Origin of the sequence: Halobacteriovorax sp. JY17, from assembly GCF_002753895.1 — a bacterium.
Taxonomy (GTDB): Bacteria; Bdellovibrionota; Bacteriovoracia; order Bacteriovoracales; family Bacteriovoracaceae; genus Halobacteriovorax.
On the sequence record NZ_NJER01000004.1, the window covers coordinates 35,569 to 54,896 of the forward strand.

General features: G+C 35.3%; 27 protein-coding genes. 18 read left to right on the forward strand and 9 right to left on the reverse strand.

Going from position 1 to position 19,328, the window contains the following annotated elements; genetic code table 11:
• The first annotated feature begins 13 nt into the window (after nucleotides 1-13).
• The 3 genes from CES88_RS15420 to CES88_RS15430 are packed head-to-tail and all read left to right on the forward strand — an operon-like array spanning nucleotide 14 to nucleotide 1,336.
• Nucleotides 14-379, forward strand: a complete 366-nt coding sequence (locus CES88_RS15420) for a hypothetical protein (protein WP_290736457.1) — start codon at nucleotides 14-16, stop codon at nucleotides 377-379.
• On the forward strand, nucleotides 376-1,005 hold the full coding sequence (locus CES88_RS15425; protein ID WP_290736459.1) for an HNH endonuclease: 630 nt from the start codon (nucleotides 376-378) through the stop codon (nucleotides 1,003-1,005). Before CES88_RS15420 ends, CES88_RS15425 begins: the two co-directional genes overlap by 4 nt.
• Before the next feature lie 28 nt (nucleotides 1,006-1,033).
• Nucleotides 1,034-1,336, forward strand: coding sequence for a hypothetical protein (locus CES88_RS15430; protein ID WP_290736462.1), 303 nt, complete (start codon nucleotides 1,034-1,036; stop codon nucleotides 1,334-1,336).
• A 5-nt stretch (nucleotides 1,337-1,341) separates the two neighbouring features.
• Here the strand turns inward: CES88_RS15430 and CES88_RS15435 are convergent, their stop codons facing one another.
• The 4 genes from CES88_RS15435 to yghU form a co-directional block, all read right to left on the reverse strand.
• On the reverse strand, nucleotides 1,342-2,253 hold the full coding sequence (locus CES88_RS15435) for a D-alanyl-D-alanine carboxypeptidase family protein (RefSeq protein WP_290736465.1): 912 nt from the start codon (nucleotides 2,251-2,253) through the stop codon (nucleotides 1,342-1,344).
• Between the two features lie 80 nt (nucleotides 2,254-2,333).
• The gene (locus CES88_RS15440) at nucleotides 2,334-2,684 is read right to left on the reverse strand and encodes a zinc ribbon domain-containing protein YjdM (RefSeq protein ID WP_290736468.1); all 351 of its coding nucleotides are present in this window, start codon (nucleotides 2,682-2,684) and stop codon (nucleotides 2,334-2,336) included.
• Between the two features lie 49 nt (nucleotides 2,685-2,733).
• Nucleotides 2,734-3,270, reverse strand: coding sequence for a glutathione peroxidase (locus CES88_RS15445; RefSeq protein WP_290736470.1), 537 nt, complete (start codon nucleotides 3,268-3,270; stop codon nucleotides 2,734-2,736).
• Nucleotides 3,267-4,124, reverse strand: coding sequence for a glutathione-dependent disulfide-bond oxidoreductase (gene yghU, locus CES88_RS15450; protein ID WP_290736473.1), 858 nt, complete (start codon nucleotides 4,122-4,124; stop codon nucleotides 3,267-3,269). Before yghU ends, CES88_RS15445 begins: the two co-directional genes overlap by 4 nt.
• 111 nt (nucleotides 4,125-4,235) lie before the next feature.
• Between yghU and CES88_RS15455 the strand changes: the two genes are divergently transcribed.
• The 3 genes from CES88_RS15455 (at nucleotide 4,236) to CES88_RS15465 (ending at nucleotide 7,805) form a co-directional block, all read left to right on the forward strand.
• The gene (locus CES88_RS15455; protein WP_290736477.1) at nucleotides 4,236-5,498 is read left to right on the forward strand and encodes a hypothetical protein; all 1,263 of its coding nucleotides are present in this window, start codon (nucleotides 4,236-4,238) and stop codon (nucleotides 5,496-5,498) included.
• A gap of 64 nt (nucleotides 5,499-5,562) precedes the next feature.
• The gene (locus tag CES88_RS15460; RefSeq protein ID WP_290736480.1) at nucleotides 5,563-7,005 is read left to right on the forward strand and encodes a metallophosphoesterase; all 1,443 of its coding nucleotides are present in this window, start codon (nucleotides 5,563-5,565) and stop codon (nucleotides 7,003-7,005) included.
• Nucleotides 7,002-7,805, forward strand: coding sequence for a hypothetical protein (locus tag CES88_RS15465; RefSeq protein ID WP_290736483.1), 804 nt, complete (start codon nucleotides 7,002-7,004; stop codon nucleotides 7,803-7,805). Before CES88_RS15460 ends, CES88_RS15465 begins: the two co-directional genes overlap by 4 nt.
• A 3-nt stretch (nucleotides 7,806-7,808) precedes the next feature.
• Here the strand turns inward: CES88_RS15465 and CES88_RS15470 are convergent, their stop codons facing one another.
• On the reverse strand, nucleotides 7,809-8,027 hold the full coding sequence (locus CES88_RS15470; RefSeq protein WP_290736486.1) for a DUF1232 domain-containing protein: 219 nt from the start codon (nucleotides 8,025-8,027) through the stop codon (nucleotides 7,809-7,811).
• Nucleotides 8,028-8,145: 118 nt separating this feature from the next.
• Here CES88_RS15470 and rlmN point away from each other — a divergent pair, with 118 nt between their 5' ends.
• Nucleotides 8,146-9,180, forward strand: coding sequence for a 23S rRNA (adenine(2503)-C(2))-methyltransferase RlmN (rlmN, locus tag CES88_RS15475; protein ID WP_290736489.1), 1,035 nt, complete (start codon nucleotides 8,146-8,148; stop codon nucleotides 9,178-9,180).
• 65 nt (nucleotides 9,181-9,245) lie between these two features.
• Nucleotides 9,246-9,839 (forward strand): AhpC/TSA family protein, encoded by a 594-nt coding sequence (locus CES88_RS15480; RefSeq protein WP_290736492.1) that lies wholly within the window; start codon nucleotides 9,246-9,248, stop codon nucleotides 9,837-9,839.
• A 12-nt stretch (nucleotides 9,840-9,851) separates the two neighbouring features.
• On the opposite strand, the gene CES88_RS15485 is transcribed toward CES88_RS15480, so the two are convergent.
• Together CES88_RS15485 and CES88_RS15490 are read right to left on the reverse strand one after the other, a co-directional pair.
• Nucleotides 9,852-10,157 carry a DUF6172 family protein gene (locus CES88_RS15485; RefSeq protein ID WP_290736495.1) on the reverse strand — a complete coding sequence of 102 codons (306 nt, stop codon included), beginning with the start codon at nucleotides 10,155-10,157 and terminating at the stop codon, nucleotides 9,852-9,854.
• 57 nt (nucleotides 10,158-10,214) lie between these two features.
• Nucleotides 10,215-10,934 carry a hypothetical protein gene (locus CES88_RS15490; protein WP_290736498.1) on the reverse strand — a complete coding sequence of 240 codons (720 nt, stop codon included), beginning with the start codon at nucleotides 10,932-10,934 and terminating at the stop codon, nucleotides 10,215-10,217.
• 142 nt (nucleotides 10,935-11,076) lie between these two features.
• On the opposite strand from CES88_RS15490, the gene CES88_RS15495 reads away from it, so the two are divergent.
• The 10 genes from CES88_RS15495 (at nucleotide 11,077) to CES88_RS15540 (ending at nucleotide 17,458) form a co-directional block, all read left to right on the forward strand.
• Complete coding sequence (locus CES88_RS15495) at nucleotides 11,077-11,586, forward strand: SRPBCC family protein (protein ID WP_290736500.1); 510 nt, start codon at nucleotides 11,077-11,079, stop codon at nucleotides 11,584-11,586.
• Nucleotides 11,587-11,676: 90 nt separating this feature from the next.
• A complete protein-coding gene (locus CES88_RS15500; protein ID WP_290736503.1) occupies nucleotides 11,677-11,922 on the forward strand; it encodes a DUF1456 family protein in 246 nt (81 codons plus the stop codon).
• Nucleotides 11,923-12,071: 149 nt separating this feature from the next.
• On the forward strand, nucleotides 12,072-12,947 hold the full coding sequence (locus CES88_RS15505; protein WP_290736506.1) for a glycoside hydrolase family 25 protein: 876 nt from the start codon (nucleotides 12,072-12,074) through the stop codon (nucleotides 12,945-12,947).
• Between the two features lie 91 nt (nucleotides 12,948-13,038).
• Nucleotides 13,039-13,644 (forward strand): 2OG-Fe(II) oxygenase, encoded by a 606-nt coding sequence (locus tag CES88_RS15510; RefSeq protein ID WP_290736509.1) that lies wholly within the window; start codon nucleotides 13,039-13,041, stop codon nucleotides 13,642-13,644.
• A gap of 116 nt (nucleotides 13,645-13,760) precedes the next feature.
• A complete protein-coding gene (locus CES88_RS15515; protein ID WP_290736511.1) occupies nucleotides 13,761-14,171 on the forward strand; it encodes a hypothetical protein in 411 nt (136 codons plus the stop codon).
• 71 nt (nucleotides 14,172-14,242) lie between these two features.
• Entirely contained in the window at nucleotides 14,243-14,932 is a 690-nt protein-coding gene (locus CES88_RS15520) for a hypothetical protein (protein WP_290736514.1), read from the forward strand.
• Nucleotides 14,933-15,025: 93 nt separating this feature from the next.
• Complete coding sequence (locus CES88_RS15525) at nucleotides 15,026-15,325, forward strand: hypothetical protein (RefSeq protein ID WP_290736517.1); 300 nt, start codon at nucleotides 15,026-15,028, stop codon at nucleotides 15,323-15,325.
• Nucleotides 15,325-16,146: a DUF692 domain-containing protein gene (locus CES88_RS15530; protein WP_290736520.1), complete on the forward strand. Its 822-nt coding sequence runs from the start codon at nucleotides 15,325-15,327 to the stop codon at nucleotides 16,144-16,146. Before CES88_RS15525 ends, CES88_RS15530 begins: the two co-directional genes overlap by 1 nt.
• The gene (locus CES88_RS15535) at nucleotides 16,139-16,906 is read left to right on the forward strand and encodes a DNA-binding domain-containing protein (protein ID WP_290736523.1); all 768 of its coding nucleotides are present in this window, start codon (nucleotides 16,139-16,141) and stop codon (nucleotides 16,904-16,906) included. Before CES88_RS15530 ends, CES88_RS15535 begins: the two co-directional genes overlap by 8 nt.
• Before the next feature lie 78 nt (nucleotides 16,907-16,984).
• The gene (locus tag CES88_RS15540; protein ID WP_290736526.1) at nucleotides 16,985-17,458 is read left to right on the forward strand and encodes a zinc-dependent peptidase; all 474 of its coding nucleotides are present in this window, start codon (nucleotides 16,985-16,987) and stop codon (nucleotides 17,456-17,458) included.
• Here the strand turns inward: CES88_RS15540 and CES88_RS15545 are convergent.
• Nucleotides 17,455-18,243: a sulfite exporter TauE/SafE family protein gene (locus CES88_RS15545; protein ID WP_290736529.1), complete on the reverse strand. Its 789-nt coding sequence runs from the start codon at nucleotides 18,241-18,243 to the stop codon at nucleotides 17,455-17,457. The genes CES88_RS15540 and CES88_RS15545 overlap by 4 nt on opposite strands.
• Entirely contained in the window at nucleotides 18,240-19,259 is a 1,020-nt protein-coding gene (locus CES88_RS15550; protein WP_290736532.1) for an SAM-dependent methyltransferase, read from the reverse strand. The genes CES88_RS15545 and CES88_RS15550 overlap by 4 nt, the downstream gene beginning before the upstream one ends.
• Between the last annotated feature and the right edge of the window lie 69 nt (nucleotides 19,260-19,328).

Consider the following 19,328-nt stretch of genomic DNA (forward strand, 5'->3'; position numbering starts at 1 on the left):
TGTAAAATTAAGTATGAAAAAATGTAAGCGATTTGAAGACTTCTATCTGGGCCTAGTTCTTTACTTTGCCTCTAAGAGAAAGGGGATGCTTCGTAGAATAAGGCGCTCTCTTTTAATTTTAAAAGAGGGCCTGGCACAAGAAAGTATTGAAACAAAAGACATGTTCATTACCTATAGTCGCTATTCTAGAGGAAAGGCCTCCAAAGAAGAGATGAAAATTGCAAATATGCAATTTAGAGAAGTTGTGACAAGCCTAGGGCTTGGTGTTCTCTTAGTGCTACCTTTCGCTCCTTTAACTCTTCCTATCGTTGTAAAACTTGGTCAAAAATTTGGAATTAATATTATTCCCTCTGCTTTTAGAAAAGAGGAAGAGAAATGAAACCTTTAGTCATCTTATTCTGTTTTATTTTTTCAGTGTCTATTTTCTCTCATAGTGGGAGAACTATTAAGAGTGGACCGAAGAAGGGATGTCATGAAGATAGAAAGCTTGGAGAATTTCACTGCCATGGAGGTGTAAGCAAAGTCGAGACTGATAAACAAAATAAGTACTCTCGAAAGAAGTTTAAGCACTGGACCGATACAGATAAGAATTGCTTAAATACTCGTCATGAAATATTAAAGATAAGATCCCTAGTAAAAGTAAAGATTTCTTCTTGTAAAGTAGTTGAAGGTAAGTGGAATGATTTCTACTTTAGAGAAATTCTAACAAGCCCCTCTCAAATTGATATTGATCATGTCGTTCCTTTAAAAAATGCATGGGAGAGTGGAGCAAGTCTATGGTCAAATAGGGAACGTGAGAAATTTGCAAACGATCCTGAAAATCTTGTGATTACTAACTCTCACTACAATAGAAAGAAGCAGGCAAAGACCCCGCTGGAGTGGTATCCTATCGAAAAGAGTTATACTTGTAAGTACTTAAAACAGTGGATAGCGGTAAAAACAAAGTATGCTTTAAAAATTAACCCTCAAATTATCTCTGAGTACAAGAGAATACCGTGTGAGTAGAGAGGAAATCTTAGAGGTTATGAAATAAATGTATAGTGAATCAAGAAGGTATAAAAAGAACGATTGGTGGGATCTTGTTGCAGTTATCGAGCAGGAGCTAGAAAGAAGTAAGAGCTATGAAACTTATTTCTATATCGCTGATGAATTAAAATGGAGAATCGTGGACTCTATTTCTGAAGGTGCTAATTTTAAAATTAGAAATAAAGCGAAGGAGCTTCATCGTCATTTCCTAGAGAATTGTATTGAACTCGAAGAGCTAACTGAGGTTCAAAAAAATGATATTAATTCTCTCTTTGATCTTATCTTAACTTCTAAAAAAGAAACTTTTTAAATAGATTAAACTTTTAAGTGCCACGGCTCAAAACGAACACCGAGAGTATTACTTTGTGTATAGCGAATATTTATATAGCCAAGATCCACAAGACGTTTGAACTCATCCGTCTCAGCAAAGTCTTGATCGAAATTCTTCATACCCATATTTTTCTTACCAACATCAAAGTCGCCTAGATAATGGAATGAATAACCAGGAGGAGCAAGAGACCTTGAGGCCTTAGATAAGTTACCCTTTGTCTCAAGAGACTTTTCAAGAAATAGGTGGAATTGCTTTGCAACACCTCTAACGCCAGAGGTGAGAATAAGGTCTTTACCTACATCTCGTTTTACTTTTTGAAAGAGTGTAAGGGATTGGTCTTTCTTTAGGAAGTGTCCAGAGAAAGGAACTTTGGCCACCTCTCTCTTTCCTATGGAGTCTGTTAGTTTTTTGGCCGTTTTATCTCCCTTGAAGCCATACTTGGCGGCGTCAAAGTAGAAGAGCTCTTCCATAAATTTCTTTTCAACTTCAGTTATAGGCTTGCAGTAGGGAATTGTATTGGTGAATAAATAGAAGCTATCAACGTTTAATAGGTTGAAGTTCCCATGTCCTACATACCTTTCAACTATTCTAAGTTTTGCGACGAGGCTTTTGACAATAGCGTAATTTTCTTTACTCAGAAAAATATCGTCTGGAAAATCTTGAGAGAAGTACTTACTCTTGGCCCTTTCATCTTTGACCAACTCTTTGACAATTTCCTCTTCTGGCTTCTTTGTTGGAGCAATTATTGTACTCTGAGTTTGCTTAGTTTCTTCAAATGGATTTATACAAGACTTGCAAGTGGCATCGTGAAAGTGCTTTTGCAGGAATGAGCAACTACTGAGTCCACTGGTGGCCGCGAGAAAGGTAGTATATTTTAAGAAATCCCTTCTTTTCAAGAAAATATCCTTCAGAGGTTGGGCGCCTTTAAGAGCGCATACCCCCTAATTTTACACTGAAAAGTCCTAGAAAGAAAAGTCTAGGCCTTTTTAACCACAGAACATTTAAGGTACATAGATCCGTGACCGTCAATTTTACAAGAAATATCGTGGTCGTTAACAGGCTCATCTAGAAGTCTGATATTCTTAACTTTAGTACCTGACTTAATTGTACTCTTTCCTGCTTTTAGGTCTTTAATCACAGTAACTGAGTCACCATTTTGTAATTGAGCACCATTTGAATCGAGAAATTTTGGTGTTTGGCCTTCTTCGGCCTGGGCCTCTAGGTTCCACTCATGAAAGCACTCTGGGCAAATCCAGAGAGATCCATCGGTATAACCATAAGGAGAAGAACATTTTGGGCATGTTTGAGAGTCTGTATCGTTTGTCATGTTGAGATTTTAGAGGCTAGGCCCTTATATGTAAATAGATTAAGCTCTCCTAGTGAAGAGCTTTTTTTATCGCATTTTCAAGTTCTGACTCTAGGGGAAGGGTCTTTGAATTAAATCTCGCAACAAATTTACCATCTTTGTCGAAGAGGAATTTCTCAAAATTCCACTTTATCTCTTCTCCACCAGATGATTTAACAATGTAATCAATGAGAGGGATTTTCTCTTTACCAAGAACAATGGCCTTTGTAGATATTGGAAAGCTTGCTCCATACTTAACTCTGCACATCTCAACAACTTCTTGATTTGATTCTGGAGTTTGACCTCCGAAGTCATTGGAAGGAATTCCTATAATTGTTAGTCCCTGCTTTTGATATTTCTTATAGAGTTTTTCAATATCATCTAATTGTCCTGTGTACCCACAGCGAGTAGCGATATTTATAATGAGCAATGGTTTTCCACTATATTGCTTTAGTTCTATCTTCTTATTCCTTGGTGCCGATAATGTGAAGCTTGAAAGAGTTGATTCAACACTAAATATGGCTACACTTAAAAGCATTGAAAGAATAATTAATTTTATAGTTTTCATTTCTTCTCCAAAATTATCTTTTTAAAATCTTCTTCGCTATGTCTTTCTGGAAGTTGTTGACCTTCATCTCCCCAGACTCTATTGACAACGACACCTCTTCTTACAGCAGGTCTTTCACCTATCAATTTTGCCCAACGTAGAAGGTTCTTGTAAGACTTAGCATCTATAAACTCTTCTGCGTTGTAGAGGTTTCCTTGTACAAGTACACCATACCAAGGCCAGATTGCGATATCTGCAATAGTGTATTCATCTCCTGCTATGTACTTTCTATTTTCTAAATTCTTGTCTAGAACATCAAGCTGTCTCTTGGTCTCCATTGTGAAGCGATCAATACAATACTTTATTTTCTCTGGAGCATAATTATAGAAGTGTCCAAAGCCTCCTCCTAAATAGGGAGCGCTTCCCATTTGCCAAAAAAGCCAATTGAGAACTTCGGTTTTCTTTTCAATTTCTTTTGGCAGGAAGGAGTTAAACTTCTCTGCAAGGTAGAGGAGAATTGAGCCAGATTCAAATACTCTAATAGAGTCACCTTCGCTATTATCAATTAAAGCGGGAATTTTAGAATTAGGATTTATTTCTACAAAACCACTAGAGAATTGATCTCCTTCAGTAATTTTAATTAAGTGAGCATTGTACTCAGCTTCTTTTATTCCAAGGGCGAGTAACTCTTCGAACATTACTGTAACCTTGACTCCGTTAGGAGTTGCTAAGGAGTAGAGCTGAAAAGGATGTTGTCCTTTTGGTAAGGATTTTTCATGAGTTGAACCGGCGGAGGGTCTATTTATATTAGCGAATTGACCTCCGTTATTGGCTTCTTGCTTCCATACTTTTGGTGGAATATATTCTTGACTCATACTGTCTTCCTTGTTTTAAGTAGTGTTAATTCAATTAACTTTAACTTCTAGTTAAGTTGAGAGATAATTCTTTCTTCAATATCTCTTATTTAACGTAATTTCGGAACCCCTATGATTAAGAAAGTTTGTCTAAGTTTATCCTTTGTCTTATTTGTACTTATTTGCACGATTCTCCTACTTCCTATTAGCTTATTTCAAGAGAGTATTGTTGAGCTTATAAATTCTAGTGGAAGTGTTGAGATCCAAGTAAATAAACCAATCACTTATAGGTTAATTAACGCCCATAAATTTTCAGCAAAAGAAGTTGTCGTCAAAGTTTCGGGGCACGAAGTTATCTTAGATAATGTAGATATTAAAGTCGATCTTGGCTCTCTTTTTAAAAAGAATATTATAGTTGAAAGTCTGAATATAAAAATTAATTCAATTAAAGAATATGAGAAAAAGACAGAAGCTCCAAAGGTTCATGAGAAGACTGAAAAAAAGAGTGCTAAAGAAGGAATAGATTCAATTCTCGTTCAGAACTTTAATCTTCAGGTAAATTCAATAGATATTAAAAAGTATAAGATAGATGATATTGCTCTCTCTTCAAAGAGAATTTCAGTAGAGTTAAAACCTTTCTTCATAGAGAGCGAACTAAATATCTCTGTATTTAAGAAAATGATTGATGGGCAAATTAGCCTCACCAAGCAAGAGCTGCAAAATATTAAAATCAACCTTCTTTTAAAAGATATAGGTAAAGTTACGTCTAAGTTTAACTTGAAAGATATAAATCTTTATGGAGATTTAAATTTAGACTTTAAAGGCGAATTGAACAGAAAAAATGATTTCCTAGAAAATGATATGAACTTAGTTGTAAATGGTAAGAAATTGAAGTGGCTTGGAAAGGATCTAGATAAAATTTTAGATGCTTATATTGATAGTAAGAAAGTAGGTCTTTTAGATGCAGCAGGATACTTGACTCTTGGACCTATTGGTATTCTTGTTGCGAAAGGAACGGACTTAGGTCATGCAGGTCTTAGAGGTATGACAAGTGGTGAGACTGAAATTCGAGAACTACACTTGGATTTAAAATTTCAAAAAAGCATGATTGATCTACAAGACGTGGCCATTGCTACCAATAATCATAAGATTGTTGCTAAAGGAAAAATTAACTTAAAAGAGAAAGTATTTAAAGATTTCTCTGTTGCATCAGTTGATGAAAAAGGCTGTAGTGTCTTTACTCAAAAAATTTCGGGACCATTATCTAGTCCTGAAATAGGGGCCCTTGGATCTTTCATGAATGAGGTCTTCTCTCCCATTACAGACCTTTTTAACAGGGGAATGTCCCTGGTTACTGATAATTGTGACGGGTATTATAAAGGTATTGTTAAGTAGTGAAAAACAGGTCTGTTTAGTGTCAATTATTCAATACTTCGACCTCTTTTACCGATAAGTTTCAGTGCGATATAATCTATTCTTTACTCTTTTTCTTTTTACCTTAGTTAGTTGTTCAAAATTTGGAATAATTAGTAGAGGGCCTGCAAGCTCAAGCTCAGAAATTTCTGTTCTCGGTGATCTTGAAGGAAATATAGATCGCTTCAATGACTTTATTCAAAAATCAGATGCTCTCTTTTTAAACTCAAGCGGTGAGCTTGATTTAGTTGCTGGAAAGAGATTTGTTTTTCTAGGTGATGTCATGGATAGAGGACCAGGATCGCTTCGCATAATGAATGATCTTGTAAATTTGAAAGAGAAGTACCCTGAAAATGTGACCCTCATTCTTGGAAATAGAGATATTAATAAGCTTCGTATCATGAGTCTTATGGATGGTTCTTTAACAAGGCCAGTTCCTGAGATTGTTATTCCATGGCATAAGAAAACCATTGAAGAGAGTTTTAATATCAAAATTCCCGATAACCTTTCTGCTCAAGAGTTTCAAGAGTTTGTAAAAGAGTATGATAATCCTCTACTGCGATTTAAGTCCTTTCTTGCTGGTATGAATGCACCTTTAGCCTTTGAGTTTAGAAGAGAGGAGCTAGAGATTCTCTATCCAGAGAAAGCTATTGATGATCACTTTGTTTTTGCAAGCTTTCTTCAAGACTACGATGAGTCTGGAATTCTTAGACGGTATTTAAAGAATGGAGAGCTTGGCAAAATAATTGATGGGAATATCTTTGTCCATGGTGCAGTTACGAATGAGAATTTTGGTTTTATTCCGGGAAGAGCTATTCGAGAAACCGATCCTGAGAAGTGGATCGATGGATTGAATGATTTTGCTAGAGACGAAATTGATGATTGGTTTTCAGACTCAAGAAAGGGGCAGAATCTTATTGATTATCATGCACCCAGACCTGGAAGTATTAAGAATTTAAACAGTGTCGTTTATGCTAGATTCTCTGACGATGCAGGAAATCCTATTGCTCCAGGAAGAAAGTTAATTCAAAAACTAAGAAGATATGGAATTTATCGAGTTGTCGTAGGTCACACACCAACAGGAGATTATCCAATCATAGTAAGAAAGCCAAACTTTGAGGTTCTTCTAACAGATAGCTCTTTTAGCTCTGTTAATAAGGCGTCAAAGATTACAATTAAAGGAAAAGATGTTTTAGTGGAAACAGAAATCTCAAAGAGTAGGGATTTAGTTATTAAGTCAAATGTTGAAGAAGTAATGAATCCTTTAGGAATGAAAACAAGTGACGGCTATAGAGTTATTGGAAAGTTTTCAGATTCAGATAATGTGATGATCCTAAAAGTAGAAGGCAAGGGGAGACGATTTTCCACTAAGTATGTGGAGGAGTCAGCTTTAAATATAGCAAATAAGGGACTAGTTGAAGTCTTTGAACAAAGAGTGAACTCTAGTTGTCGACAGATAATGCAAGGTTTTCTCGGAAGGAAATTATGAGAAAGAGAACTCTAGATAAACACGCTCTTTACTTAGCATCTGTGCAGGATCCAATCAGTGATGTGAAGAGAATTTCAAAAATATATCAGGAGCTATTCAAGAGAGAGGCGATATCTCTTCGTGAGGACTTTAGTGGAACCTTTGCTCTTAGTTGCTGTTGGGTTCAATCTAAAAAAGAGAGAACGGCAATATCAATTGATAATGATAGAGATACAATTGAATACGGAGTCACCAATTATCAGAGCAACTTAAGTGAAGAGGAAAGTGGTCGTATCGATGCTAGAGTATGTGATGCTCTTGTCACAACAGATCCCGTTGATATAATTGCTACTTTTAATTTTTCTTATTGCTTACTTCATAAGAGAGCAGTACTTCTAGAATACTTCACGCATGTGTACAGTTCTTTAAATAAAGAAGGAATAATCATTTTAGATATCTTTGGGGGGAGTGATAGTGAAATTCCTGAAGTTCAAGAAAGAGATATAGACGAGCATGAGTTTATTGAACCTTTTCTCTTTGAGTTTGAAAGAAAGGACTTTAACCCAATTTCTAGAATCGCGAACTATGGAATTCACTTTAAGTATAGTGATAGAACGGAGCTGATAGATGCTTTTACATATGAGTTTAGAATGTGGTCAATTACGGAGGTAAGAGACCTTTTAGAAGAGGCCGGATTTTCGACTTCAAAAGTCTTTTGGGAAGACTTTGACGAAGAAGGTTTTGGAAATGGCGAATTCTATGAAACAGAAGTTGAAGAAAATAGTATTAACTGGAGTGCTTATATTGTAGGAATTAAGTAGTCCTTATTTCTTTAAACGATCAAAGTATTTCAAGAGATCGAGTCCAAGATAGCGAAGGCTTGCAAAAATTAAATAGACAGCAGCACCTTCGTCTAGATTTCCAATAATAGGTAAATTATCCGGTAGTATTTCAAAAAGGCCCATGGTGGGATTTAGAAGGTAGACGGCTCCAAAAATGGTGGCGAGAACTGCAATGACTTTCTTATAGAGAGGCTTTTCCATTCTTCTATTCTAGCATAGAAATAAACGGCTACTAATTTTAGTAGGTTAGCTATTTGATATTGTCTTTTTAGAAGCGAAAAGTTAAGGTGCAGCAAATTATACGGCACTTGGACTAACTTTGAAGAAATCATTCTACAATTTAAATTTTGAAGATTTAGAAAATATTTTAAGAGAGAATGGTCTAAATACTAGTGCCGCTTCCTTGTTATTTAACTGGCATTATAAGAAGAAGGTCATCGCTCCTTGTACAGTTGATATTTCAAAAAAGACTTTGAACTTCTTAGAAGAAAATCTTAGCTTTGAGCTACCGCAGATCGATATCGTTCACGAGTCTAGTGATAGAACAGTTAAGTTTCTCTTCAAACTTCATGATGGATCAAAGGTTGAGACAGTTCTCATTCCATTTCATGGTAAATATTCAATTTGCTTATCTTCACAAGTTGGCTGTGCCATGAATTGTTCTTTTTGTTTTACTGGAACTCAAGGTTTAAAGAGAAACTTAGACACATCTGAAATTGTTGGGCAATTTCTTGTCGCTTGGAATTGGCTTGTTCAAAATAGAGAAGAGGGTGGACGTATTTTAAATATAGTCTTCATGGGGCAAGGGGAACCTCTTCATAACTTTGATGTAGTTAAGAAGGCCTGTGATATCTTTCTTTCAAAGAATGGAGCCTCAATAGGGAATCAGAAAATTACGGTATCAACTTCAGGTTTTATTCCAGGGCTTAAGAGATGGAGTGAGGAAAGTTTGGATGTCAATCTTGCCCTCTCTCTACATTCTCCTTTTACTGAGAAGAGAAATGAGCTTATTCCTATAAATAAGAAATATCCTCTCGAAGAAGTTCTCTCCTATATTGATACAATTCCATTAAGACGTAAGCAATTCATAACATATGAATACTTACTGATTAAAGACTTTAACGATCAAGAAATCGATGCAAGAAAAACAGGAGAGTTATTAAAAGGAAAAGAGGCCTTCATTAACTTAATACCGTTCAACCCATTCCCCGGAAGCGAATATCAAAGACCGTCAGAAGATATAGTTGAGAATTTTAAACTAATTTTAAAAGAGTATATGATTCCAACTCTGGTTAGAACAACTAAGGGCGATGATGTTCTCGCAGCTTGTGGACAATTAAACTCTAAATCCTAAAACTTCTATTTTGAATAGGTCATAAGTTCCTTTGTCTAAACCTTTTTTTGATTTAGTATGTAGAGATGAAAAATAAGACAATTGAAGAATACGAAAATTCTAAGAAAGACTTAATAAGGCAGCAGAGAGTTGATATTCTTGCGCTTAAGAGGCTAAAGATTTTTTCAGAAGAAGGGGAGCAGATTTATTTCTCATCACTTTGGAAGGATCGAACAGTTGTTGTGATTTTTCTACGTCACTTTAGTTGTATTGGCTGTCGGGCCCATGCTGACCAAATTTGGAATCTTCACCGTCAGATGAAGAATTTAAAAATGAAGATTATTTTCATTGGTAATGGTAATCCAAATATAATCAAAGTGTTTAAGGAAGACTTAAATCTTCACGATGCCGAGATTTACACAGATCCCTCTCTCGAAACTTTTAAAGCCTGCGGAATGCACCGAAGTGTTTCAAATTATATAAATTTAAAATCCTTTATTGAACTTAGGAAATTAAGAAAGAAAGGGTATACACAAGGAAAGTATACAGAAGAGGTTGGAGATATTTTGCAAAATGGTGGAGTCGTAGGGTTTCGAGACCCGGGTAAAGTTGTTTATCACTTTACCTCAAAGCATCTTGGTGATTACGACGATCCTGATGAGTGGCCTAGAGAAGACTAGGCTTCACTTCTCTTATTTCTTCTTTGTTGTTTCTTTAACGTTAGACTTATAGGCGGCTTTGGCAAGGATTTCCAGGTAGAAACCACTATGTCCTTCGGTAAATAAGTTATCAATATTTTTTCCAATCTCTTTTAAATCAATTTTTTCGCTAACAGATTCGTCGGCTCCAATTTTACAATCGAAGTCCCAATAATCAGTTCCTTCTGGAAGCTTCTTCTTTCTTTCACGAGTGATATACTTTTTAACTTCAAATTTTATTGAATCGATATTTCTTTCGGGGGCTTTATTGTGGGATGCGAACGTAAACGACTTTTTCATATTTTCCTCAGTATTTCTTTTTGGTTTAGTATCAAAGAACTGGGAAAAAGGCTATAATTAGTACTTGGATTCTTCATTCTCTTTAAATAGGCTCTTATTCTTACCTGATTGCTCTTTCTTGTATTTGGCGGCTAATTCCTTATTCTTCTTTCTGAACTCTCGATCTTTTAACCTCTTTTCTTCCTTTGCCTTCTCATAGAATTCATTGCCCTTGAATTGCTTCTTTGGCGCGGTGGAGTCCTTAGAGTTCTCTTTAAGCTGTTTTCTAAGGGCCTTGTCTCGATCATTTTTGAGCTTCTTAGCGATTTGATAGTAGTTACTTTCGGTAATGCTAACTTTAGGTGCTCCCTGCATTTTAGGCTTAGAAGCCTTCTTCGTTGCAGATTTGGCAACTCTTGTAATCTTACTCTCAATGATACTGATAAGCTCTGAGATATCTTCTTCGGGAGACTTATTTCCTGGCATATAGAGAACATCATAATTCTCTGAGAGGTATTCCTTTAAAAATGTAATGAAGAGATTCTTTGGTGATAGTCCAAATAATTTTAAGAAAGTTTCCTCGCCAATAATATGAAGAGCACTCGACCCAGTTGTATGAAATTCATTGAGTAGAGGAATGCAGAAATAATCGGAAGGTTTAATGGACGTTCCTCCATTGGTTCCTAGACGAATATGATGAGCGCATTCGGCCTTCTTTCCTGAGACGACGCAGTTCTTCCCTCTGAGCCATGTCAGATACTTTTGGTTCCTATGTCCTCTATGTTTTGATAGATGCAAGTTACTATTCCTAAAATTGATGATGAGAAAATTGTAAGTTCTTTTAGACCATTTGAAAAGAGATGTTCAGTCTCTAAGGTGTCGTAAATACGAGAAACTAGTGCTTCTTGCCACTTTGAGATTTAATTTCTACCATTTAATAATGAAAAAGATTCTATACTTATTCCTAATTTTCATTTCATTTAATTCTCTTTCCTTAGAACTTGTTCAATCTACTGGCTCAATTGATATTAAGGCCCCAATAGATAAAGTCTTTGATCTCGTTTCAAGTCCTATGAATGATCATCTATGGAGGAGTGAAGTAAATGATATGACAACCAATAATCACTCTGTAGAGATAGGGAGTTGGTATCGAGAGGATGCTTGGATAGGTATAAGAAGAAATTTTATTACAACAACAGAGGTGATTGAAGTAGACCCTCCCTATAAAGTTATCTTCACAACAATTGAAGGAAGTCCTTACTTTTTAAAAAGTAGAAGATTCTTCACAGAGAAGAGTGGTGTGACAACCTTTACCTATATTGTGGATTTTGATCGAAGAATGATTAAGGAAACTTTTGGGGTGAATATTTCTCCAAAAATTGTCATGAAACTCTATAAGTTTCAAATGAAGAGATATCTGAAGAAGTTGAAAAAAGAATTTGAGCGCTAGTTCGCTCTCTTTTTAATGTAAATATAACCTATTGTTTTAACTTTTACCTAAATAATGGTAGAGATAAGAAAATTTAAATATAGGATTACTATGGCACTTACAAATAACGATATTTTAAAGAAACTACGTGTAGCTCTTTCGTATAGAGATGAAGATATTATTGAAATACTGAAATTAGTGGAGTTTGATATTTCTAAGTCAGAGCTTGGTGCTCTATTTAGAAGTGAAGATCACCCTAAATATATGGACTGCGGTGATCAACTACTTCGAAATTTTCTTAATGGCCTAATTATTAAAAAACGAGGACATAGACCACCAAAGCCTGATTCTAAATAGCATTTGAGGCTCCCAAGCCGACTGGGCTTGGGACATTCTTTCCTCTGCGACACTAATTTACCCTCCTAAATTAAAACTCTCACTAATCTGCCGAATAGCTAGACATGAGAGAAACTAAGAAATTAAAATTTATTTTATTGGTGGTGGCATTGTTATCGTTTTCTTGTGTAAAAGAAGATGATCAATGCGACAAGAGTAACAACCCTGATACATCTGTCACTAAGTCTGCAGGTGATTCATTAGATGCGAGCGAAAAATGCTCTGATGACTCTGGAAATCCCGGTGATGGGGATGGCGATAATGATACTGTCGAACCGCCTCCGACTGGTGGAGATCCAGATGAAACAGATCAAGCGTCTTTAAATAGACCTTGGGAAAGAGCTGGAACTTCGATAATTATTGATGCCTATGAAGGTAATGGAATTGATTGGAATGAAATGGCCAGTGATCCAAAAGTGGTAGCAGTCATTCATAGATCTAGTATTGGAAGTCGTGTAGATACTAAGTACGTTTCAAGAAAGAAAATTGCTCTTGAAAGAGGTTATCTATGGGGAGCTTATCACTTAGGAAGAAGAGGAAATACTAAGGCCCAGGCCGATTTATTTCTCTCTCTTATTGGAGATGAGCCAGATACACTTATGATTTTAGACTTAGAAGATACCGCTTCAAGTAGTTTTATGAGTATAGAAGAAGCAATTGTTTTCATGGAATATGTTTATGAGAAAACAGGGAAAATTCCAACAGTCTACGCTAATCATTCCACGACTAAGAAGCTTAATACACTTGTGAGTAATAATCCAATCTTCCAACAGTCTAAACTCTGGTACGCTAGATTTAAGGCCAATGTAACAGATTATCCTGGTTCTTTGTGGCCAAATTACTTCATGTGGCAATTTTCAAGTGAGATTAATTGCACGAGAACTGGAACTTGTCTCTATAATGTTCCTGGGACTGAATTCGACATGGATGTAAATGTCTTCAATGGTCCACTTGGTGAATTGACTGCGAGATGGAATAACGACTAATCCTCTTAATTTCAAACTAATTAAAGCCTCTAATAAATCGATTATTATGAGGCTTTTTCCTATTGTAGTATGACCTCTTGTGGGGTTTCTATTGCTAGACTTAATAAGCTCAAAACTTGAATTATCGGGTTGGTCGGAAGATCAAAACTTCTTGTCGAAATTTGAATGTGAAGAAATTCTTACTTATGTAAAATCTCTTGAAGAGGGCAATGCTTTCTACGAGGGAGGAATCAGCCGTCAGTTAAACTTACAAGTGAATTCAGATATTAGAAAATCTCAGATACATTGGATAGAGAACTGGGAAGCAAGAGAGAGTTTAAATACTTTTAAAATTAAACTAACTGATTTAATGCTTCATCTTAATCAATACTTCTTTCTTCCAATGAGAAGGATTGAATCTCAATTTGCTATTTATGAAATAGGAGGATTCTATAAGAAGCATATTGACCAGCATAGCGAAACGAAGCATAGACAAGTCAGTAGTATTCTCTATTTGGAAGACTGTGATGAAGGTGGGGAGTTAGTTATTTTTAATAGAGATGATAAGAAAAAGATTGATAAGGTCATACGACCAAAGAAGGGAACTCTTGTGACTTTCTTTTCTTCACAAATCTTTCACGAAGTTCTTGAAACGAAGGAGCGAAGGTACGGTCTTACTTCTTGGATGAGAGATGATGAGGTGATTCCATTTATATAGTGAGAAATCCTATAAAATTAAACTTAAGTGATGATGCCTTGAGTCTGCTTCGTTATAGGTCAATTTCTTTTCAGTAAAAAAACTTCTTGTTACAATTTCTAACTCAAGGAGTTTCTATGAAGTTTATTTTAGTTTTCTTATTTATTTTTTCAACTCATTCGGCTGAATGTGTAAGTAGCTCTCTTAAGAAAATAGGTTTCGGCTTTGCTAGTAAAAAAGAATTCTCAGTAATTGAAAATAATGTAAAAAAGTGGGTTCAAGATAATGAGCAAGACTTTATTCTGGATTACGAATCGAGAATGTTCTCAAGTGTTTATGGGAAATTCGTTTTAGTAACATCTTTGGATAATATTCAGACGAGCGAAGATGAAATGTTTGGTGATGTGGTATTTATCAGAGATTTAAACTCGGGTAAAATTCTTGAGATCAGATGGTTTCAGCATGGGCTAAAGCTTGTTGCTTTTGATAGAAAAATGCAAAGCTGTCCAACTGCGGTAGTTCCGCTCGCAGAAAATACGCTCTTTTAATTCTATTTGCCCCATACTATTTATTGATCTTCTCGTATATAATATTAAAAACTAGTAAAACGAGAAGCTAAATGAATCATTCTTTTTTGAAGAAAATGGTATGGGAAAATGACTTTCAATCTCTTTGTGATTGTATTGAAAGAACAATCGAAAGTATTGAAACAATATTTCTATGGCAAGCGCAAGAAGATAAGTTAAGACAGAAGCACGAGGCCTTCATTCAAAAATTTTCGTCTGAAAAAGGAATTCTCCAATTAGTCGAAGTTGATCAGAAAGTTTTTAATTTTAAAGAAGATGAAGAAGTTTTTATTCGTTTTAATGATCGGTCCTTACTTTTTAAGGCGATTATTAGAAAAATGAGCCGAGAGAAACTTCAAATAATTCTCCCAAAGAAATTTAGAATAATTGAAAATAGAGATCAATCTAGAAGTAATCTTCTTGAGCAAGCAATTAAAGTAAAAATTGATTTAGATGTTGAGAATAAAACTAAGAACTCTTCATTTGTTCTTGATGTTCTAGATATAAATAGAGATGGACTAGGAGTTATTTTTAGTATTACTAAGGTAAAGAGCTTTATTGTAGGTGAGGATGTCTTTATTACTAGCTTCGGAGATGTCTCTTTAGATAAGAACGTTCGTTGTAAAATTGTTCATGTGACAAAAATGGATAAACGTGTTGATCTAGTAACAAGTCGAGAATACAAAATGGGGCTCAAGTTCTTAGACGAAATCCCTTTCTTTATGAATAGTTACGAAACATAAAAAAAAAATCCCAAAAAATGTAACACCTTTCAAGTTTTTAACACTAATAGGAAACAGGTATTTTCCTGAATTTAATTTCATAAAGGAGTTTCTATGAAATCTCGTAAATTACTACTTACAGCAGCTGCAGTCTCAGGTTTATTTGCATTAACTAGTTGTAGTTCAGCCACAGGTGCTCAATCTACATCGAGCTCTGACACAGTAATGTGTTACGGAGTGAATTCATGTAAGGGACATGGACAGTGTGGTGGAAAAGTTGATGCGTGCAGCGGAAAGAATGGATGTGACGCTAAATTAAGTTGCAGTGGAAAAAATTCATGCAAGGGAAAGGGTCTTGTAAAAATGAGTAAGAAAGATTGTGAAGCTAAAGGTGGAAAGGCCGCTAAGTCTTAATGAGTAAGAATCATAAAATAGGTGCTGGTCTTAGACATCAGCACTTTCCTTATTTAATAGAGAAGCCTCAGATCAGCGCAAGTTGGTTTGAGGTGATCTCCGAAAACTTTATGAATACTAGTGGATATCCAATGGAAGTACTACTTTCAATAAGAGAGGACTATCCTATTAGTCTGCATGGGGTTTCCCTCAATATTGCGGGCTCTGATGATATTGATAGAGACTATTTGAAGAAGTTGAAAAGTCTAATAGGTACAATTGAACCATTTAATGTTTCAGATCATCTATGCTGGACGGGAATGAAGAAAAATAATCTTCATAACCTTCTTCCATTTCCCTATAGCGATGAAGCTCTAGAGCATATTGTAGGGAGAGTTCAATATGTTCAAGAATTTATTGGAAGGCCTCTGATTTTAGAAAACCTCTCAGCTTATCTCGGAGTGAAGGATTGCAAGTATACTGAAGCCGAGTTTATAAATGAAATTGCAAAGAGGTCTGGAGCAAAAATTCTTTTAGATATTAATAATATTTACGTAAATGCAAAGAATCAAAAATTTAATCCACACCACTACTTTGATACTATTGATCCAAGTTATATTGCTGAAATTCACTTAGCGGGATTTACCGATATGGGGGAGTACCTCTTTGATACTCACTCTTGTCCTGTCTTTCCAGAAGTGTGGAAACTCTACGAGTACTTCTTAACAAAGAAGAATGATATTCCAACCCTCATTGAATGGGATGAAGATATTCCAGAGTTTGAAGTCTTAGATCAGGAAGTGAAAAAGGCCATTTCTCTTTGGGAGAATAGTTTTGATTAAGTTGAAAGATTTTCAAGAGATATTTATAAAATCGGTACAGTCTGGTGATAACTCACTCGAAGGACTTATTGTTCCTGGAGGTAGTCTAAGTAAAACGGAAGCAGTGAAGGTATATAGTGGTGATTACTATGCTAGACTTCAAGATGCTCTAGGTGAAAATTATGAAGCCGTATGGACTGTTGTTGGAGACGATGATTTCTATTCAATAGGACAGGAGTATATTAGAAAATACCCAAGTGAGCTTAGAGATCTAACAAGTTATGGAGAAATCTTTCCAGACTTTTTAGAGAGCCTAGAGATAATAGATGATTATCCCTTCCTTAGAGAGCTTGCTCTATTTGAAAAAGAATTTTGGACTATTTTTCACTGTGAGAGAGAATCCTTTGAAGTTGACTGGGAAAAATATCTACAAGATTTTTCAACACTTGAATTTGAATTCTCAAAGAACTTAAGAATTTTCAAATGGAATTATAGAGTTAATGATATCTTTCAATATAGAACAACAGGATTTACCGATCCAGATTTTGATTATGATAATCCTCAAAGTATTATGCTTTATAAAGGTGGAGCAAATAATACTGTGAAAGAAATTACAGAAGAGAATTTTCTCATCATTCAAGAGTTAATGAATGGAAAGAACCTTGAAGAAGTTATTGATACTTTAGATATTAATTTGAAGGAAGAGGATATTCAAAGTACTTTCAGTCTTTTACAGCAATCAAGAGTCTTCTTTCCTAAGAAAAAGAATGACGAATTGTAATTCGAGCAGTATCACAGAACTATGTTTTTAGTTCCATTTGTCGTCGCATTTATTTGTTTACTTCTATTCTTCTTATATATGAATTATTCACTATCTTTTAAGAGAGCGCTTCTTGTTAGAAAAATGAGAGATTATAGAGTCGAATGGGATAGAGAGCTGAGTTCTAATTTTGAGTTTTACAAAGGACTAGGTCTTGAGCATAGAAGATCTCTCTTAAATAAAATATCAGTGTTTATTAATGAGAAAGAATGGACTACAGATGCAGACGAGAGTCTGAAATTGCGAGTTAGTGCAAAGGCATGCCTACCTATTGTTAATAGGAAAACTAATTTCTACCCACTCATAACAGAAGGTTTCACTTCATACTCTCAGGAGTATTGGTTTTCATTGAACGAGGTTCAATTTGAAAAAGAGGTGGGAAAAATGCCTCTTCGTGAATTTAATGGAGAGTTTGCAAGAAAATCAATTGAATACTTTATGGATCCAATTGATTTTAAAAAAGAGAATGAAAGAGAATTTAAACTTTTAAATTACTACTATCGCTTAGTTTAACTGAAGAAGATCATCTTTACTGCCACGATCGAAAGAAAAATAGCAAATCCTTTCTTCATTTTATCTTGTGGAAGCTTGTGTGAGAGTTTCGCACCAAGATGGGCCGAGAATGAGCTTGTAAGAATAACTCCAAAGAACGCTGGAAGATAAATATAGCCTAAACTTTGTTCAGGTAGTCCGCTGACTTTTAACCCCGAAATAATATATGATGTTGTTCCTACTATTGAAATAGGAAGTCCAAGTGCTGCAGAAACTCCTACAGCTTTCTTCATTGGGAATCCTCTCCAAGAAAGAAATGGAATACTAATTGTTCCACCACCAATTCCAAGAATTGCAGATTTGAAACCAATTATTGATCCAACTATGGAGTAGAGCAGTGTTGAAGTTTCTTTCTGGGCCTTATCAACTTTTACATCTAAGAACATTTTTATTGAAACGAGAACAACGTAGACAGAGAAAACAATTTCTAAGAAGTTTGCAGATAGCTTACTAGAGACAAGTCCTCCGGCGTAAGTTCCAATAATAAGTGGAATAAGAATTCTTTTGACGACCTTCCAATCAATACTTCCACGTTTATTATGACTGTAGACTGAATTCGAAGCGGTTATAACAATAATTGAAAGAGATGTTCCAATCGCCATATGAATAGCATTCTCAGCAGAGAACCCAAGAAATTTAAAACAAAAGAGAAGCGTTGGAACGATAACAAGTCCTCCTCCAATTCCAAATAGTCCAGAAAGAGTTCCTGCAAATACTCCTAAGAGTAAATAGATTAAGTAAGTCATTCTCTCTCGCTCCCCATTATTGTGACCTCATTCTTATTCGCATTTAATTGCTTTAGTATAATTTTGAAATCACACTCATTTGCTAATTTCTTAAATTCTTCTAAGACGGTGTATCCCTCTTTTCCTTGGAATTTAATTGTGAAAATAAAGTTTCGGCAGAGCTTTCCTAGAACCCAAGTGGTCATGAGTTCAATGACTCGGTCTGGAGTTGAGATGATATCAGATACTGCCCAGTCTAAAATTTCTTCTGGCCTATACTTGAAAGCATCTGTTTGAAGAAATTGCACTTGCTCGTCTTGCATAAGGTCTTCGCGTAGTTCTGATCTATCAATTGCTATAACTTTAGCGCCATTCTTTCTTGCAATATAGGTCCAGCCTCCTGGACATGCTCCGAGATCAATTAAGGTCTCTCCATTAGAGATATTTTTTCCAAGAATTTCTTGGGCCTCTACAATTTTCTTAAAAGCTCGTGAAGGAGCCTTCTTATCGTCCTCAACGTTATTAAACCCTCCAACGTAAGGAGAGTAGAGGCTATTATAGTGACTGACTTCTTCTGTATCTTGAATCGAGAGGATTGCGGAGCGATCATCTAGGAGCATCACTTGAGCAAAGGAGAGTGATCTTTCGAAACCCTTTCTGATAATTCTAATTTTATTCTTTCTTAAATTCTTATGTATCTTATCTTTTAAAATTTCAGCTCTTCCTGTTTCGAGCACTCCATACTTATGAGTCATACTAAAGACGTGAAGGTTAATTGTTTCGTCTTCACTTACTTTACTTAAGATAGATTCAACAATTGACATGGCCTGCTTTGAAATTGAGTCTTCTAGAAATGATGTTGTGTTAATTAAAGCACAAGTAGAGAAGGCTATATACTTGTCTCTCAGATCTAATGTATTGGAAGCTTTTAATAAAGGAAGTCCAGTGACTCTGTCAGGTTTTACTTCAAAACTATTTTGAATTTCTTCAACAAGTGGCTCTAACCAATCTATATTCTTCGCTAATATATAATGCAAAACTTCTCCAATATTAATGAGACTTAAATTTAACACTATATTTTTAAATTAACGAGAATTAATGATAAA

Coding starts and splice junctions, on each gene's coding strand:
- CES88_RS15420 (WP_290736457.1), top strand. CDS start 14: ATGAAAAAATGTAAGCGATTTGAAGACTTCTATCTGGGCCTAGTTCTT.
- CES88_RS15425 (WP_290736459.1), top strand. CDS start 376: ATGAAACCTTTAGTCATCTTATTCTGTTTTATTTTTTCAGTGTCTATT.
- CES88_RS15430 (WP_290736462.1), top strand. CDS start 1,034: ATGTATAGTGAATCAAGAAGGTATAAAAAGAACGATTGGTGGGATCTT.
- CES88_RS15440 (WP_290736468.1), bottom strand. CDS start 2,684: ATGACAAACGATACAGACTCTCAAACATGCCCAAAATGTTCTTCTCCT.
- CES88_RS15445 (WP_290736470.1), bottom strand. CDS start 3,270: ATGAAAACTATAAAATTAATTATTCTTTCAATGCTTTTAAGTGTAGCC.
- yghU (WP_290736473.1), bottom strand. CDS start 4,124: ATGAGTCAAGAATATATTCCACCAAAAGTATGGAAGCAAGAAGCCAAT.
- CES88_RS15455 (WP_290736477.1), top strand. CDS start 4,236: ATGATTAAGAAAGTTTGTCTAAGTTTATCCTTTGTCTTATTTGTACTT.
- CES88_RS15465 (WP_290736483.1), top strand. CDS start 7,002: ATGAGAAAGAGAACTCTAGATAAACACGCTCTTTACTTAGCATCTGTG.
- CES88_RS15470 (WP_290736486.1), bottom strand. CDS start 8,027: ATGGAAAAGCCTCTCTATAAGAAAGTCATTGCAGTTCTCGCCACCATT.
- CES88_RS15480 (WP_290736492.1), top strand. CDS start 9,246: ATGAAAAATAAGACAATTGAAGAATACGAAAATTCTAAGAAAGACTTA.
- CES88_RS15485 (WP_290736495.1), bottom strand. CDS start 10,157: ATGAAAAAGTCGTTTACGTTCGCATCCCACAATAAAGCCCCCGAAAGA.
- CES88_RS15495 (WP_290736500.1), top strand. CDS start 11,077: ATGAAAAAGATTCTATACTTATTCCTAATTTTCATTTCATTTAATTCT.
- CES88_RS15500 (WP_290736503.1), top strand. CDS start 11,677: ATGGCACTTACAAATAACGATATTTTAAAGAAACTACGTGTAGCTCTT.
- CES88_RS15515 (WP_290736511.1), top strand. CDS start 13,761: ATGAAGTTTATTTTAGTTTTCTTATTTATTTTTTCAACTCATTCGGCT.
- CES88_RS15520 (WP_290736514.1), top strand. CDS start 14,243: ATGAATCATTCTTTTTTGAAGAAAATGGTATGGGAAAATGACTTTCAA.
- CES88_RS15525 (WP_290736517.1), top strand. CDS start 15,026: ATGAAATCTCGTAAATTACTACTTACAGCAGCTGCAGTCTCAGGTTTA.
- CES88_RS15530 (WP_290736520.1), top strand. CDS start 15,325: ATGAGTAAGAATCATAAAATAGGTGCTGGTCTTAGACATCAGCACTTT.
- CES88_RS15540 (WP_290736526.1), top strand. CDS start 16,985: ATGAATTATTCACTATCTTTTAAGAGAGCGCTTCTTGTTAGAAAAATG.
- CES88_RS15545 (WP_290736529.1), bottom strand. CDS start 18,243: ATGACTTACTTAATCTATTTACTCTTAGGAGTATTTGCAGGAACTCTT.